The organism is Microbacterium sp. H6, assembly GCF_003314775.1.
In the GTDB taxonomy this organism is placed as follows: Bacteria; Actinomycetota; Actinomycetes; order Actinomycetales; family Microbacteriaceae; genus Microbacterium; species Microbacterium oxydans.
On record NZ_QOAY01000247.1, the window covers coordinates 1 to 16090 of the forward strand.

Annotated in this window: 16 protein-coding genes; 7 read left to right on the top strand and 9 right to left on the bottom strand. The window is 68.5% G+C overall.

Going from position 1 to position 16090, the window contains the following annotated elements:
- Together DSP71_RS15670 and DSP71_RS15675 are read right to left on the bottom strand one after the other, a co-directional pair.
- The coding region (locus DSP71_RS15670; RefSeq protein ID WP_113681550.1) for a YcnI family protein at positions 1-628 on the bottom strand (628 nt) is incomplete at its 3' end.
- Positions 629-721: 93 nt separating this feature from the next.
- On the bottom strand, positions 722-1306 hold the full coding sequence (locus DSP71_RS15675) for a hypothetical protein (RefSeq protein ID WP_113681551.1): 585 nt from the start codon (positions 1304-1306) through the stop codon (positions 722-724).
- A 64-nt stretch (positions 1307-1370) separates the two neighbouring features.
- Here DSP71_RS15675 and DSP71_RS15680 point away from each other — a divergent pair, with 64 nt between their 5' ends.
- Positions 1371-2684: an RIP metalloprotease gene (locus tag DSP71_RS15680; RefSeq protein WP_113681552.1), complete on the top strand. Its 1314-nt coding sequence runs from the start codon at positions 1371-1373 to the stop codon at positions 2682-2684.
- A gap of 105 nt (positions 2685-2789) precedes the next feature.
- On the opposite strand, the gene DSP71_RS15685 is transcribed toward DSP71_RS15680, so the two are convergent.
- Together DSP71_RS15685 and DSP71_RS15690 are read right to left on the bottom strand one after the other, a co-directional pair.
- Positions 2790-4673, bottom strand: a complete 1884-nt coding sequence (locus DSP71_RS15685; protein ID WP_113681553.1) for a chorismate-binding protein — start codon at positions 4671-4673, stop codon at positions 2790-2792.
- 260 nt (positions 4674-4933) lie between these two features.
- Positions 4934-5476 (bottom strand): pyroglutamyl-peptidase I, encoded by a 543-nt coding sequence (locus DSP71_RS15690; RefSeq protein ID WP_309472630.1) that lies wholly within the window; start codon positions 5474-5476, stop codon positions 4934-4936.
- An 81-nt stretch (positions 5477-5557) separates the two neighbouring features.
- Here DSP71_RS15690 and ispG point away from each other — a divergent pair, with 81 nt between their 5' ends.
- From ispG to DSP71_RS15705, 3 genes are all read left to right on the top strand, one after another.
- Positions 5558-6688, top strand: a complete 1131-nt coding sequence (gene ispG, locus DSP71_RS15695; protein ID WP_045265366.1) for a flavodoxin-dependent (E)-4-hydroxy-3-methylbut-2-enyl-diphosphate synthase — start codon at positions 5558-5560, stop codon at positions 6686-6688.
- A 17-nt stretch (positions 6689-6705) separates the two neighbouring features.
- Complete coding sequence (locus DSP71_RS15700) at positions 6706-7038, top strand: nuclear transport factor 2 family protein (protein WP_061016570.1); 333 nt, start codon at positions 6706-6708, stop codon at positions 7036-7038.
- A 74-nt stretch (positions 7039-7112) separates the two neighbouring features.
- Positions 7113-7979 (top strand): hypothetical protein, encoded by an 867-nt coding sequence (locus DSP71_RS15705; RefSeq protein ID WP_113681554.1) that lies wholly within the window; start codon positions 7113-7115, stop codon positions 7977-7979.
- A 2-nt stretch (positions 7980-7981) separates the two neighbouring features.
- On the opposite strand, the gene DSP71_RS15710 is transcribed toward DSP71_RS15705, so the two are convergent.
- Together DSP71_RS15710 and DSP71_RS15715 are read right to left on the bottom strand one after the other, a co-directional pair.
- Positions 7982-8269, bottom strand: coding sequence for a hypothetical protein (locus DSP71_RS15710; protein ID WP_061016568.1), 288 nt, complete (start codon positions 8267-8269; stop codon positions 7982-7984).
- A 43-nt stretch (positions 8270-8312) separates the two neighbouring features.
- A complete protein-coding gene (locus tag DSP71_RS15715; protein ID WP_113681555.1) occupies positions 8313-9728 on the bottom strand; it encodes an RNB domain-containing ribonuclease in 1416 nt (471 codons plus the stop codon).
- Between the two features lie 68 nt (positions 9729-9796).
- On the opposite strand from DSP71_RS15715, the gene DSP71_RS15720 reads away from it, so the two are divergent.
- Positions 9797-10567 carry an isocitrate lyase/phosphoenolpyruvate mutase family protein gene (locus tag DSP71_RS15720; protein WP_058631275.1) on the top strand — a complete coding sequence of 257 codons (771 nt, stop codon included), beginning with the start codon at positions 9797-9799 and terminating at the stop codon, positions 10565-10567.
- Positions 10568-10609: 42 nt separating this feature from the next.
- Positions 10610-12370, top strand: a complete 1761-nt coding sequence (locus tag DSP71_RS15725) for a proline--tRNA ligase (protein WP_113681556.1) — start codon at positions 10610-10612, stop codon at positions 12368-12370.
- A gap of 29 nt (positions 12371-12399) precedes the next feature.
- Here the strand turns inward: DSP71_RS15725 and DSP71_RS15730 are convergent, their stop codons facing one another.
- The 3 genes from DSP71_RS15730 to DSP71_RS15740 all read right to left on the bottom strand — a co-directional run bounded on the left by DSP71_RS15730 (position 12400) and on the right by DSP71_RS15740 (position 15079).
- Positions 12400-12903, bottom strand: coding sequence for a pyridoxamine 5'-phosphate oxidase family protein (locus DSP71_RS15730; RefSeq protein ID WP_113681560.1), 504 nt, complete (start codon positions 12901-12903; stop codon positions 12400-12402).
- Between the two features lie 100 nt (positions 12904-13003).
- Positions 13004-13603 (bottom strand): TetR family transcriptional regulator, encoded by a 600-nt coding sequence (locus tag DSP71_RS15735; RefSeq protein ID WP_113681557.1) that lies wholly within the window; start codon positions 13601-13603, stop codon positions 13004-13006.
- Between the two features lie 21 nt (positions 13604-13624).
- Positions 13625-15079, bottom strand: a complete 1455-nt coding sequence (locus DSP71_RS15740; protein WP_113681558.1) for an APC family permease — start codon at positions 15077-15079, stop codon at positions 13625-13627.
- 151 nt (positions 15080-15230) lie between these two features.
- Here DSP71_RS15740 and DSP71_RS15745 point away from each other — a divergent pair.
- On the top strand, positions 15231-16090 hold an 860-nt coding region (locus DSP71_RS15745; RefSeq protein ID WP_258546489.1), incomplete at its 3' end, for a P1 family peptidase.

A 16090-nucleotide genomic window follows, 5' to 3' on the forward strand; every position in this document is an offset into this window, starting at 1 on the left:
AGCCGGCAAGCAGCCCTCCGGCTCCGAGCGCCACGCCCAGGGGGTCGGACGCCGTGGCCGGGCTCGAGGCCTCCGCCGCGGCATCGGATCCGGCGTGCTCACCGTGTCCGTCCGCTGCGGCAGCGGTCACCGAGACGACCGGCGCCGGCGCATCGAGGCTGTGCGGATCTTCGCCGTTCTCGGCGAGCTGCGTCCACTCGGTGGCACCCTCGACGCACGTCTGCACGACGGGGAACGCCAGAGTTTCCGGTGTGTCCTCATCCAGTCCGACGCCCATGCTCACTGCGCCGCGGAGATCCGTGGGAACGGGCGCGACCGCGGTGTAGGTGACAGCGCTGACGAGACCGTCGTCGCCCCGTTCGACCTGGATGTCCCAGTCGGAGTCCATGGTCGGTGAGACGGACGCGAGACCCTCTGGCATCGTGATGCGCAGCGCGGTCGTCGGCGAGTTCTCACAGCCGTGCGAGAACGAGAACGTGAGGACGCCGTGGTCCCCGGCGGCGAGCTCGTCGGGGCTGACCCCGACGTGCGCTCCGGCCATGAGGGGTGCGGTGACGGCAAGGGCAAGGCCGCCGACGAGGCCGGTGGTGGCGAGGCGCAGACGGTGGGTACGGGTGTTGCGGGTCATGAGATCTCCTGATCGATGTGCGGGCACGCCGATGGCGCGTCTCCGCGAAAGGGATGCCACGCGTGTCCGGGTGGCGTGTTCGAGTGCGACGGATCAGTCGCGCAGGAGAGCAGGGGGTCCGCGTCGCGGCAGAGCGGACGAGACCGCGGCGTCGAACGGCGAGAAGACCATCGAGCGCAGACGCGCCGGACGGCGGTGTAGCGCGGGCACCACTGCGGACGCACGTCGGAGGAGGGCATCGACCCAGCGCACGACCACCCGGACGATCGCCTCGCCGTGCCACACCAGCAGCGTGGTCAACACAGCCGCGACGAGGTGCGCCGAGAGCATGAGCGCGCCGGGGGCCGCAGCAGGGGACGGCGATGCGAGGAGGGAGAGGTCGAGGTGATGGGCGTGTCCACCGCCGGCGATCGGCGCCGCCACGGTGGGCGAGCCCAGCACCTGGAACACGACGTGGAAGGCGGCTTGCCCGAGGAACACGGCGAGGGCCACCCTGGCGCGTGACTGTCGGACTCCGACCAGGAGAGCCGCGAGCGGGGTGATCAGGCTCGTGACCGCGACGATCAGCAGCACATGCGGAGCCGCACCGCCCCCGAGCGTGTGGGACAGCGCCGCGAGCAGTGTCGCCACGGAGGAGACGGCGGCAGCACGCACGAGTCGCAGCTGCCGGGCATTCACGCTGACAGCCTAGTCGTGCCGCAGCGCCGGGCGGATTCCTAGCTGGGGGCACTAACGTTGGCACGTGGAATTCCTGCTCTATCTGGCCGGCATCCTCTTCATGCTGATCGGCCTCGGGCTGTCGATCGGCCTGCATGAGGTCGGGCACCTCGTCCCCGCGAAGCTCTTCGGCGTGCGCGTCGGCCAGTACATGATCGGCTTCGGGCCGCGGCTGTGGTCCAAGCGCATCGGCGAGACCGAGTACGGTTTCAAGCTGCTGCCTCTGGGGGGCTTCATCTCGATGTCGGGCATGTATCCGGCATCGAAGAACTCCGGTCCGGCGTCGGGCGTCTTCCGCTCTTTGATCCAAGATGCTCGCAGTGCCAACGACGAGACCATCGCAGAAGGCGCCGAAGACCGCGTCTTCTACCGGCTGCCGGTGTGGAAGCGCGTCGTCGTCATGCTCGGCGGGCCCGCCATGAATCTCGTGCTCGCGACGGTGATCTTCACCGTGCTGCTGTCCGGCATCGGTGTGCAGCAGGGGACGACCACGATCGCTTCAGTCACCGAGTGCGTGGTCCCGGCGGGTTCCACAGCGACCGAGTGCACGCCGGATGATCCCGCGTCTCCGGCAGCGGAAGCCGGCATCAGACCGGGCGACGTGATCGTGTCGGTCGACGGGAAGCCGGTGTCGACCTTCGCCGAGGCCACCGCGATCGTGCAGGCGTCCCCGGGTGAGACGATCGACATGGTCGTGCGGCGCGACGGAGCCGAGAAGTCGCTGAATCTCACGCCGATCGCCGCGGAACGCACGATCACGGATGCGAGTGGCCAGCCGATCCTGGACGACGCAGGCAAGCCCGTGGTCAAGGAGGTCGGCTACGTCGGCATGGGCGCGCAGATGGGATACGTGCAGCAGCCGTTGACCGCGGGGCCGGAGATGGCTGCGGACAGCACGGCGCGCGTCGCATCGATGATCGTCACGCTCCCTGTGCGTCTCTGGGATGTCGGCGTGTCCCTCGTGACCGGCGGTGAACGCGATCCGAACGGCCCGCTGAGCGTGGTCGGCGTCGGTCGCCTCGCCGGCGAGGTCGCCGCGACCGATGCGCCGATCCTCAACCGCTTCGCGTTCCTGCTCGGGCTGCTGGGCTCGCTGAACATCGCGCTGTTCGTGTTCAACCTGATCCCGCTGCTCCCGCTCGACGGCGGCCACATCGTGGTCGCGCTGTGGGACGGGATCAAGCGCGCATGGGCCAAGCTCTTCCGTCGGCCCCCGCCGGCACCCGTCGACGCGACCAAGCTCGTACCGCTCACCGTGGTGGTCGCCGTGGCCCTGATCGCGATGGGTGCCCTGCTCCTGGTCGCCGACCTCTTCAACCCGGTGAACCTGCTCGGCTGATTCCTTCGGGGTGTCTCTTCCCGGCGCGTTGGACCTCGGCCTTGCCGCGGCGGACATGCCGACAGTGCCGACACGCTGGCAGCGGACAGCCCGCGACCGTCAGCCTCAGGCGAGGGCGTGGGTCACGAGGCGTTCGAGCGTCCGGATGCCGTCTCGCGAGAGGATCGACTCGAGATGCCCCTGCACGGAGGCGAAACGGTCTCCTCGGAGCGCGTAGACATCGCCCGAATCCGCGTCTGCGGACACTTCGGCGTCGCCGACCGCGCTCGTGCCCGGGGCGACACGCGCGGTGAAGGTGTTGTAGAAGCCGATCGATGCGTCTTCGCCGAACACCGGGACCGACTTCTGCAGCCCCTGGTGCGGTGCGTCGAGAGGAGTCAGGGCGATGCCGAGGCGGTCGGCGAGGATCTGGTGGCTCAAGCACACGGCGAGCAGCGGCATGCCGGAGTCGAGGCGACGGGTGACGACGTCGCGCATCCTGGCGATGCGGGCGCTCTGCGCATCCCGCGGGTCACCGGGGCCGGGGCCCGCGACGACCAGGTCGGCGGCATCCAGGTCGGCATCCTGTGCGTCATTCCAGGGCACGATCTTCACGGCGAGTCCGAGATGACGGAGCTGGTGCGCGAGCATGGTGGTGAAGCGGTCCTCCGCGTCGACGACGACGGCGGAGCGTCCGGCGAACGGACCGGTGAATTCCTCGCCCTGCGGGTTGAGCCAGAACTCGGCCAGGCGCGCGTTTCGTGATTCCAACAGCTCGGCAACGGTCGGGTCGTCGGCGAGGGCGTGCGCGTCACCGGGAGCGTCCGCATCGCTGCGAGCCTCGGCCACATGATCGCGGTCGATCGCCCCGATGGCACCGAGCACACCCGCGGCCTTGCCGTGCGTCTCGGACACCTCGCCCATGGGGTCCGAGTGTCGGACCAGCGTGGCTCCGACAGGCACGCTGAGCGCGCCGTCCTGGAGATACACGGTGCGGATGAGGATGGGGGCGTCCAGGTCATGGCCGCCGTCCGCGTTCGGGGAGAACAGCGCCGCGACACCCGAGTAGTAGCCTCGCGGCTTCTGCTCGTGACGACGGATCACAGCGCAGGCGTTCTGCATGGGCGAGCCGGTGACCGTGGGAGCGAACATGGTCTCGCGCAGGATGTCGCGGGGGTCGAGCGTGCTGCGTCCGCGGAGCATGTACTCCGTGTGCGTGAGCCGCGACATCTCCTTGAGGTGCGGACCGGTGATCCGTCCTCCGTCGGAGCAGACGGCGCTCATCATCTTGAGCTCCTCGTCCACGACCATGAACAGCTCCTCGGTCTCCTTCGTAGAGGCGAGGAAGTCGACCAGCGTCTCCTTCGTCGCCCCACCCGCCGGGTGACGGAAGGTTCCGGAGATCGGGTTCATGGTGACGATGCCGCCCTGGGCGACCACATGCGCTTCGGGACTGGCGCCGACGGCGATGTGACCGGGGGTGAAGACCGCGAAGGTCCAGTACGCACCGCGCTCGTGTGTGAGCAGCGCACGGAACCAGGTCAGGGCCGCCGTCCGGTCATCGACGTCGACATTCGCGGTGAAGTCCCTGCGGATGACGAAGTTCGCGCCCTCTCCGCGGCCGATCTCGTCCGCGATGACGTTCTCGACGATCGCCGCATACTCTGCGTCGGCGATGTCGAAGCCCTCGTCGTGCAAGGCGACCGGCTCACTCGGCAGCGCGGAGAGGAGCTCGGCGGTCGGAAGGTGCAGGTGCTCGTCGACGACCACGCACCGCAGCGGTGCGGCGTCGTCCTGGGCGACGAAGCCGCGCTCGCGAACCTGGCGGTAGGGGACCATCGCGAACACCTCACGAGGCGTGCCGTCGACGGCGAGGGGGATGTCGGCGAGCAGGTCGACATCCCGCACGTCGCCGCTGAGCAGCTCGACGGTGTCGGCTCCATCGCGGGCGATGAGGACGAAGGACGCGGTCGGATCGGCGCGGAGCTCGGCGAGTCGCGAGAGGGTCATGAGTATCTCCTGTGCTGTGCTCCGGCTCGGCGCAACGAAAAGACCGCCCCGGGGGCGGTCTGAATTCGTGGGAACGCGAACACACCGCCTAGAAGGCGGGCCACCAGGTGAAGTTCGCGAGCATGGGGCCGAAACTACCACATCGGCCGCGATGACCCGCGCGGCATGACGTCACCAGATGCTGCCGCCCGGCTCCTTCGTCTCGGCATCGAGGGCGTGATCGACGACCAGGCGCACGGCGCGAGCCAGCTGCTCCTCGCTCAGATGAGGAGAGCCGGACGGCGCGGTCTCCGTCGACCAGGGAAGATAAGATGCACGAACCCGGCGACGGCGTCGGGGCGCACCGCCCCCAGCACGGTGTACAACACGTGATTGCAGACGTAGCTGCCGGCGGACAGCGAGGACCGGGCAGGGATGCCCGCCGCGTCGATGACCTGCACCAGATGCTTGACGGGAAGTGTCGAGAACCGCGCTTCGGGACCGCCCGCCTCGCTGGGAACGTCGATCGGCTGGGCGCCGTCGTTGTCGGGGATGCGCGCGTCCATCAGATTCACGCCGATGCGCTCCACCGCGACGTGGGCGCTTCCGCCGGCGAGCCCGGTGCAGATGACGACGTCCGGTGCGTGTCGGGCGATGAGGGCGCGAAGCCGCTGGGCGGATGACTCGAATGCGACAGGAAGAGTCGCGATGACGAGCTTGTGCGGTCCCTCGTAGTCGACCGCGACCGCGTTCACCGCATCCGCCGACGGATTGCGCTCGGCGCCGTCGAACGGTTCGAAGCCGGTGAGGAGGATGACTGCCATGGCTCCAGGGTAGGTGCGTCCGTCCAGCCCACATGCATCCTGGCGGCGTAGTCTTGAGGGGTGCCAGCAGTGAACCTCGGAATGCCGAAGATCCCCGAAGTCCTCGCCCCGCGCCGTAAGTCACGGCAGATCAAGGTGGGCAAGGTTCTCGTGGGCGGCGACGCTCCCGTCAGCGTGCAGTCGATGACCACCACGAAGACGACGGACATCAACGGGACGCTCCAGCAGATCGCCGAGCTCACCGCGTCGGGTTGCGAGATCGTGCGTGTCGCGGTACCGCACCAGGATGACGCCGATGCGCTGAAGATCATCGCGATGAAGAGCCAGATCCCGGTGATCGCTGACATCCACTTCCAGCCGCGCTACATCTACACGGCCATCGATGCCGGGTGCGGTGCGGTGCGAGTGAACCCCGGCAACATCCGCGAGTTCGACGGCAATGTCGGGAAGATCGCGGAGGCCGCCAAGGCCGCCGGTGTCTCCCTGCGAATCGGTGTTAACGCCGGCTCGCTGGACCGCAGGATCCTGGCGAAGTACGGCAAGGCCACCGCTGAGGCACTCGTGGAGAGTGCCGTCTGGGAGGCATCGCTGTTCGAGGAGCACGACTTCCACGACTTCAAGATCTCGGTCAAGCACAACGACCCCATCGTGATGGTGAAGGCGTACCGTCAGCTGGCGGAGCGGGGCGACTGGCCGCTGCACCTCGGAGTGACCGAGGCCGGACCCGCCTTCCAGGGAACGATCAAGAGCGCCACCGCCTTCGGCATCCTCCTCGGCGAGGGGATCGGCGACACGATCCGGGTATCTCTCTCCGCACCGCCGGCGGAAGAGGTCAAGGTCGGCCACCAGATCCTGCAGTCGCTCAACCTCCGCGAGCGCAAGCTCGAGATCGTCTCATGCCCCTCGTGCGGTCGCGCACAGGTCGACGTGTACACGCTCGCCGAGAACGTCACCGAAGGCCTCAAGGACATGACCGTTCCCCTGCGGGTCGCGGTGATGGGCTGCGTCGTCAACGGTCCAGGTGAGGCTCGCGAGGCCGATCTCGGCGTGGCTTCGGGCAACGGCAAGGGCCAGATCTTCGTGAAGGGCGAGGTCATCAAGACCGTGCCGGAGGCGGACATCGTCGCCACTCTCATCGAAGAGGCCAACCGGATCGCCGCCGAGATGGGCCCAGAGGCGCCGCTCGGCACCGCCCAGGTCGTCACGGTCTGAGCGGCGAGGAGCACGAGATGTCGGATTCCACCCTCCCTGTTCCCGTCAGGGCGATGATCGACGCGATCAACGCCGCGGACACGGATGCGTTCGTCGCCGTTTTCACGGCCGACGGGTTCGTCAGCGACTGGGGCACGGTCAAGGCCGGTTCCGACGGGGTCCGCGCATGGGCGGGCAGCGATGCGATCGGTGCCGGCGCGCGTATGACCGTGCTCACGGCCACGACCGAGGGAGACACCACGCGCATCCGCTTCGGCTGGGCGAGTCGGGTCTTCAACGGCGAATCCGACGGCATCTTCGTGGTCGACGGCGACAAGCTCGCCAGCTTCACCATTCCGCCGTCCCACTGACCGATCTGACCGAGGTCCGCGGGCGTCGAACTCGCCGCCATCTCGAGACCCCGACGTCGTATCCGAGGAGAACCATGTCGACGCCCACCATCGTGACCTTCCCGACAGGGACCGTGACCGGAGACGGGGTCATCGCCCGCGTGGAGCAGACGCCCGAGGGCACGATCGTCGTGGTCGACGAGACGCCCTTCCACCCGGTCGACCACACCTGGCCCGACCAGCCGGGTGACACAGGGAGTATCGCCGTCGGCGACGACACCGTCCGAGTGGTCGAAGCCGTCATGGCCGCGATCTCGGACGAGGGGGAGTTCGCAGTGGGAAGCGCGATCCCCGTCAAGCGCGGTGCTGAGGGCTGGACCTGGCTCGTCGGACACCTGATCGAGGGGGCCGCCCCGGCATCCTTCACGGAGGGCGCTCGAGCCGACCTGACCGTCGACGCCGCTCGTCGTGCCGGACTCAGCCGCGGGCACACCGCATGCCATGTCGCCTCGCTGGCGCTCGATCTGGCCCTCGCCGATCTCTGGCGCAAGGAACCGGGGGAGGACGCTCTCGGCAACCCCGACTTCGAGGGTCGCGCCAACCAGTCCAGCCGCATCCACGAAGATGGCGCTGTCGACGAGTACCGGCTCGGGAAGAGCCTGCGCCGGGCCGGCTTCGATACCGAGACCTTCGCCACGACCCTGTCCGAGCGCGAGCGACGGATCAATGAGCAGCTCGCGGCATGGGTCGCCTCAGGTGCTGTGAGCAGCATCGTGACGGAAGGGCCCACGATCGTCGATCGGCGGCGCTGGCACTGCGATCTCCCGGAAGGAGAGGCCGTGATCCTCTGCGGGGGCACGCACGCGGAGTCGCTCTCGGAGTTCGCCTCCATCGTCGTGAGCCTGGACCTGAGCGATCCTCAGCTGCTGGTCATGACGACCGTGGCGGCTTCCGCGCGCTGACGTCAGCGGACGAACCCCGCCTGCACGCGGCCGCCCGCTCGCCTCAGTTCGTCTTCGACACGATCGGCGAAGGCAGTGAGATCACCGGCGAGCAGCGGAGCGCTCAACCTCTCGGCGCGACTGTCGCTCAGATCACGCAGCCGTCGGGGCAGCCATTTGCCGGTGGCAGTCCACCGACCGGCATCCAGGAGCATCAGCTCTGCGATCCGCTCGAAGAGCAGACCCGCCACGATCTGTCGCTCGAGTGCGTCTGTCGCGTCGCGCAGGTCGTCGAGCAGGTCGGTGATCATGTAACGACGAAAGCGAGACTCCGCGGCCTCGTCGCCGGGGTGCTCAGAGAGCGAACTCGACCTCTCCCGTGCCGATATCGGCACTGATGATGCGAAGCCGGACGACGTCGCCCGGTCGTGCCTCTGAGGGAATCGGCGCGGTCGCCGTGACCACCGGCTCGGTGAGTTGGACGGCAGCGCGCTCTCCGCGCAGCTCGATCACGGTGGCATCGACCGTCGAGCCGATCAGAGGCGTGAGGAGCGCGGCTTCCACGCTGTTGATCGTCGCCGTGTTCAGCCGCGACGCCCGTTGTCCCGACTCCTGCATCAGCGCGGGAAGCTGTGCGAGCGAGGAACGGACCCACCCGGGTACTGCCTCGCCGTTCGACACCGCGAGGCAGATCGCGAGGACCCAGCGATCGACCAGGCGGCGCAGGGGAGCGGTCGCGTGCGCGTAAGGGGCGCCGATCGCCGCCTGCACGGCATCGTCCGGCGCCTGGCCGTCGAACACCAGATACCCGGCGCCACGGAACAGCGACGACGCGGCTTCCAGCACCGGGAGGGTCAACGGGTCGGTACGGTCCAGGGCCCGGAGATAGTCCCCGTATGCGCCGGAGGTCCACAGGCGGCCGAGAGCTTCGGTCTGGTGTCGGAACGTGTCGAAGGCCGCTCCATCCGGTTCCGGCATCGTCCGCAGGATGCCCACTCCGGCGTCGAGCATCAGCGTGGCAGCGGCCATCCCCGTCATGAGCGAGAGCTGGGCGTTCCATTCCTCGACGGGAAGCGGGCGTCGACGTTCGATCGCGTAGGTGCCGTCGTCTCCGCGCACCACCTCCTCGTCCGGCAGGTTCAGGCTCGCCCCGCCGCGCAGTCGCTCCTGCTCGAGCCGCAGAGCACCGATCTCGGGCAGCAGCGCGGCGGGCCCGTCCGCTCCGCGGTCGAGCGCATCCTGGGTGGTCCCGTAGTCGAGCTGCGCGCGGGAGCGGATCAGGGCGCGTTGCAGACGGAAGTCCGAGACGATGCCCGCGGAGTCGAGCTCGAAGGTCCAGACGAGCGCCGGACGGTCGGCGTCGGGGAGCAGCGAGGCGCGATCCTCGCTCAACACGCGCGGGTGGAGCGGGATCGTGCCGTCGGCGGCGTACAGGGTCTGTCCTCGCCGGCGCGCCTCGACGTCCACGGCTCCACCGGGGACGATGAACCCCGGGACGTCGGCGATCGCATACCGGACGGTGTACCCCGTTCCGGCGCGCTCGAGGTGGAAGGCCTGGTCGAGGTCTCGGGAGCCCTCCGGATCGAGCGTGGCGAAGGGGATCTCGCGAAGATCGAGCTCCGGGACCACGGCGGTCGCGGCCTCCGCCTCGGCGATGACGTCGTCGGGGAAGTCGAGGGGCGCATCCATCGACTCGCGCAGAGCAGCGAGCGCCGATGCCAATTCGGTCTGCGCGGCGGACGGGGCGACGTGCGATCGGCGCTGAGGCATGGTTCCAGACTAGGCGCGGGTGCGGGCGAACCGGCCCTGCCGAAGCCATCCCGCGTTAGCGTGGAGTCATGATCACTGCAGCCAAAGCCCAGACCCTCGTCGGACTCTACGACGCACCGGAGATCCTCCGTGTCGTCAACGTGTGGGACGTCGTCTCCGCACGAGCGGTCGCCGCTCTTCCCGAGACGAAGGCGATCGCGACGGCCGGACACGGGATCGCCGCATCGTTCGGCTACGAGGACGGCTCGACGCCTCGCGACATCATGATCGACATGGTGGGTCGCATCGCGGCCGCCGTCCAGGTGCCCGTCACGGCAGACCTCGACGACGGGTACGGGGATGCGGGAGAGACCACCCGCCTCGCGATCGGAGTCGGCGTCGTCGGTGCGAACGTCGAGGATCGCCTCAAGCCGCTCGACGAGTCCGTCGCAGCGGTGGAGGCGATCGTGAAGGCCGCACAGTCGGAGGGCGTCTCCTTCGCTCTCAACGCCCGCACCGATGCGTTCGTCCGCGCCGGCGGTCGCCCCGTGCAGGAGAGCATCGCCGATGCGATCCAGCGTGGTCGCGCCTACCTCGATGCCGGCGCGACGGCGGTCTTCGTCCCCGGCATCCTCGACATGAACGTGACCCGCCAGCTCGTCGAGGGCATCGGCGAGCGCAAGGTGAGCGTCATCGGGATCCCCGGCGCCCTCGCCGCGTCCGAGTACGAGAAGCTCGGCGTCGCACGCATCTCGTACGGCCCGCTTCCGCAGCGGGTGGCTCTGACGGCCCTGCAGGAGCTGGCGGCCGACCTCTACGCGGGTGGCGTCGTCCCGGCGAACCTTCCCGCTCTCAACTGACGCGGTCGAAGACGAGTGACCACGGCTCACTAGACTTGCTCCGTGGTCACTCGTCTTTCGAACTTCTTCCTCCGCACGCTCCGTGAAGACCCTGCAGGCGCAGAGGTCGCCAGCCATCGGCTGCTGATCCGGGCGGGATACATCCGCCCGCAGGCCGCCGGCATCTTCGCGTGGCTGCCACTGGGGCTGCGCGTCAAGTCGAAGATCGAGACCGTCGTCCGGGAGGAGATGGCAGCCGCCGGCGCGCAGGAGGTGCATTTCCCCGCTCTCATGCCGCGTGAGGCCTACGAGGCCACCGGGCGCTGGGACGAGTACGGCGACCTGCTCTTCCGCCTGCAGGACCGCAAGGGCGGCGACTACCTGCTCGCGCCCACGCACGAGGAGGCGTTCACGCTACTCGTGAAGGACCTCTACTCCTCGTACAAGGACCTGCCCCTCACGATCTTCCAGATCCAGGACAAGTACCGCGATGAGGCACGCCCGCGGGCGGGTCTGCTCCGCGGACGCGAGTTCACGATGAAGGACGCGTACTCGTTCGACTCGTCAGACGAGGGCCTGGACGTCAGCTACCAGGCGCAGCGCGACGCGTACGAGCGCATCTTCCAGCGTCTCGGACTCGAGTACGTCATCGTCCAGGCCGACGCCGGCGCGATGGGCGGCTCCCGGAGCGAGGAGTTCCTGCACCCCACGCCTGTCGGGGAGGACACGTTCGTGCGGAGCGCGGGCGGGTACGCGGCGAACGTCGAGGCCTTCACCACGGCGGTGCCAGAGGCCATCGCTTACGACGCCGAGGCTTCCCCGGTCATCTTCGACTCCCCGGACACGCCGACCATCGACACGCTGGTGGCTCACGCCAACCGCGAACTCGACGGCGAGTACACCGCTGCGGACACGCTCAAGAACGTCGTCCTCGCCCTCACGCACCTCGATGGCACCCGCGAACTGGTCATCGTCGGCATCCCCGGTGACCGCGAGGTCGATGAGAAGCGCGCCGAGGTGGCCTTCGCGCCCGCCGAGGTCGAGACGGCCACCGCGGACGACTTCGAGAACAACCCGCTGCTCGTGAAGGGCTACATCGGTCCGTGGTCGCCGACGGGAGCAGTGCTCGGCGAGGAGTCGGCCACCGGCATCCGTTACCTCGTCGATCCGCGCGTGAGCGAGGGCACGAGCTGGATCACCGGCGCGAACATCGACGAGAAGCACGCGCACTCCGTGGTGGTCGGCCGCGACTTCGCCGCCGACGGCATCGTGGAGATCGCGAACGTGCGTGCAGGCGATCCCGCCCCCGACGGCTCCGGTCCGGTCGAGCTCGCTCGCGGCATGGAGATCGGGCACGTCTTCCAGCTCGGACGCAAGTACGCCGAGGCATTGGGCCTCAAGGTGCTGAACGAGAACGGCAAGCTCGTCACCGTCACGATGGGCTCGTACGGCATCGGCGTGACCCGTATCCTCGCGATCATCGCCGAGCTCAACAACGACGACAAGGGCCTCATCTGGCCGGCGTCCGTCGCGCCGTTCGACGTGCAGGTCGTCGCCGCGGGCCGCGACCAGGTCGCGTTCGAGGTCGCGGAGGGGATCTCCGCTCAGCTCGAAGCCGCGGGGCTCGACGTGCTCTACGACGACCGGCCGAAGGTCTCGCCGGGAGTGAAGTTCGGAGACGCCGAGCTCGTCGGTGTGCCGAAGATCGTCATCGTCGGCCGCGGGGCCGCGGAGGGCCAGGTCGAGCTGTGGGACCGCGCCACCGGGGAGCGCGAGGCCGTCTCCGTCGACGAGGTCGTGCCGCGACTCTCCGCCGCGCACTGACCCCACAGTGAGCCTTCACGGCCGCATCGTCAGCAGACGATGCGGCCGTGGTTCATGGTGTCGTCGTCCGGGGTGTCCCGGGTCACGAGCGACTTCAGCGCACCCGCCGCGAGCGCGAGCCTGCCTTTCGACGGCTCCCAGAACTCGGTGACCTTCGGCGTGACCTTGAGGAGGGCGATGCCCGGGGTGTCGAGGCCGTCCGCGAACCAGATCTCCAGCGACGCGGAGTAGAGCTCCTCCATCTTGGCGCGGTCGTGCACCACTTCTGCGGTGCCGGCGACCGACACGTATCGCATGCCCTTGGCATCGCAGTAGGCGAGGCCCACGTCGTGGTGCTTTCGAGCCTCGTGGACTTTCTCGGTGTTCTCAGCGGTGAAGAACCAGATGTCGCCCGCGTCGTCCATCTGCCTGGTCGACATCGGCCGACTCACGAGGTTGCCGTCGTCGTCGGTCGTGGTGAGCATCGTGATGTCGATGTCCTCCACGAGTTCGGCGATGCGGGCGAGGGCTTCGGGTCCTGTGATCTCCGTCATGGCGTCAGCGTGCCGTGCGGAGCGTGCGGGCACACGGGCATTGACAGGGAGCAGCCGCCGTGCTCGACATCGCCGAAGGCAGACGAGTGGACGGCGGGGTTCAGCCGCCGAAGTCGCAGTCGAGGGCAGTGCGGGCGTAGGAGAGGATGTTCGACCGGTACGTCTGCGCTCCCAGCTCGACGCCGATCAGCGGGTAGAGGTCGTACGCGTCCTCGAGAGCGACGATGTTCCGTGCGATCACGGTGAGGTCGGCGGTGGGGCGGAAGGTGCCGAGCGCCGTGCCGATCTCGATCGTCGATCTGTAGAGGGCGACCTGCCGTTCGACGATGGAGCGGTGCAGGGGACGGTACTGAGGCTGCTCCCGCAGCAGGGGGATGCTCTCGTACGCCATGCGCAGATGGTCGCTGATCTCGTCCGGGATCCCGGCCGTGACGAGAGCGACCAGACGCTTCGCCGGGTCGGGCTCGTTCTCGGCGAGTGCGCGTCGTCTCTCGTACATCTCCTCCAGGACACCCTCGACGGTTGCATACATCAGCTCGTCGAAGGTGGAGAAGTAGTACAGCACGCTCCCCGCGCTGACCGAGGCCTCCGCGGCGACCGCGCGCACGTTCGTGCCGAGGAGACCGCTGCGCCCGGCGACGCGCCTGGTCGCGGAGATGAGCTCCGCCCGTCGGGTGGCGTGCTTGCGCTGCTCGGCCACGTATCCTCCTCGCGCCTGGCGCTACTCGTCGTCGGGAACGAGCGTGGTGAGTTCAGCATAGTGGCGGGGACGACGTCGCTTCAGGATGATCCCGACGACGATGCCGGCCACGAACAGGGCGGGGGTGGGGGCGAGGAGCGCGAGGTTGACGGGCCCCTGGAGGCCGGTGACGAGATCGAAGTTGGTCGCGATGAGGACAAATCCGACGATCAGACCGAGCGCCCCGAGCGCCGGTGCGACCAGTACCCGCCAGATGCTGTGGCCTCGCCGCCCTCTCAGGAAGAAGCCGACCACGGCGATGGCGGCCACGGCCTGGGCGAAGACCAACCCGGCGACGCCGATCGAGTACACAGGGAGCGCGAAGCCGAGGAAGGGATCCGCTCCGCTGATGATCGTCACCGCGATGGCCACGAGCGACACGATCGAGATCACGAGGCTTGCGTGGTGAGGTGCCTGCGTCGTCGGCTGGGTCTGCGCGAGCCACGACGGCAGCAGACGCTCCCGTCCGAGCGAGAAGAGGTACCGGGAGCTGGCGTTGTGGAACGCGAGGAGGCAGGCGAAGAAGCTCGTGACGATCAGCACCCGCATCGTCACGGACGCCCAGGCGCCCAGGTACGCGTCGCCGGCGTGGAAGACCATGTCCTGGAAGTCGTCCTGCAGGGCGAGGCGCAGCACGCCCTCGATGCCGAAGGCGACCGTGAGGATCCAGAACGTGAAGGCGTAGAAGACGCCGAGGAACGCGATCGAGATGTATGTCGCGATCGGCACGGTGCGTGCCGGATCCCGCGCCTCCTCGGCGTAGATCGCCGTGCTCTCGAAGCCGAGGTAGGCACCGAACCCGAAGACGAAGAGCGCGCCGCTCCCGGCGGCGAAGAAGACGTTCTCGGGGGCGAAGGAGGCGAACGAGATCGGCTCGGGGCCGCCCGAGGCGAGCACGGCGATCGCGAGGACGAGCAGGATGGCGACCTCGGCCGTGAGCAGGACGCCCAGAACCTTGGCACCGACATCGATCTTGCGGTAGCCGAGCACCCCGACGATGACGAGCGCCAGCAGCGCGTAGACGGTCCAGGGCAGATCGATGCCGAAGAGTGCGGAGAACGTCATCTCCCCGAAGAACCCGACGAAGCCGTAGAAGCAGATGCACAGGGCGGTATAGGAGAAGATCGTCACGAACACGATGCCGATGCCGACGGGTTTGCCGAGTCCTCGAGCGCCGTAGACGTAGAAGGCGCCGGTGTTGCGCACATGCCTCGACATGGCGGTGAAACCGAAGGCGAACAGCATCAGCACGACACCGCTGGCGAGCATCGCGCCCGGGCCGCCGATGCCCGCGAGACGGAAGTCCGTGGCTGCAGCGCTGGCGACGACCGTGAGGGGAGCTGCGGCGGAGACCACGAAGAAGACGATCGCCCAGACTCCGAGGCGCCGCTGGGCGAGCGTCGTGGTCGTGGGGACGGAGGGATTCGGCTGAGACATCTGCGGCTCCGGAATCTGCTGTCGGGAGGGTGCGTATCGGACGGTACGAGCTCTTGAACAGTGATTCAAAAGGCAAAGCCGGGTTAAGTCAAGCAAAACATGCGTTGGATGACATACTCTCTGAACACACGTTCAGGTCAGAGTGGAGTACATGGTGGTTTCCTCATCGGCGTCGGAGTCGTCACGCAGGCGTATCAGGGCAAGGGATCTGGGGGTCCCGTTCGCGGGACGCAGCGGCACCCACGGCGCGATCACCGACGTCCCCGGTGTGGCCGTCGGATATCGCACCATGGTCGCGGGGGAGGGAGCGCACGCCGTCCGCACCGGGGTCACCGCCGTCCTGCCCCGGGGCCGCGAGGGAGTGGGCGTGCCCTGTGCTGCGGCCGTCCACGCCTTCAACGGGAACGGCGAGCTCACCGGCCGCGCATGGATCGACGAGTCCGGATCGCTGTCCATGCCGATCGGGATCACCAGCTCGCATGCGGTCGGAGCCGTGCACAGCGGTATCGACTCCTGGGTGGCGCAGATCGCCCCGCACGTCGCCGCCCAGTGGATGCTGCCCGTCGTCGGGGAGACCTGGGACGGATACCTCAACGACATCAACGGCGGTCACGTCACGCCGGCGGACGCGTGGTCGGCCCTGGAGGCGGCCAGCACCGCCGCACCGGCGGAGGGGAACGTCGGCGGAGGGACGGGGATGAACTGCTACGGCTTCAAGGGAGGCACCGGCACGGCATCCAGAACGGTGGCGTACGGCGGTGCCGAGTACACCGTCGGAGTCCTCATCCAGGCGAACTTCGGTGCGCGCGACGAGCTTCGGCTCGGCAGCATCGACCTGGGCGCACGATCGTCGGCGCCGAACCCGATGGGCGACGACGACTGGTTCGCTCGGGAGCGGCGCCAACATGCCCCGGGAGGAGCCGGATCCGCGATCGTGGTCATCGCCACTGACGCCCCCTTCCTTCCCGGTCAGTGCGCGGCACTGGCTCGTCGGGGAGCCCTGGGTCTCGG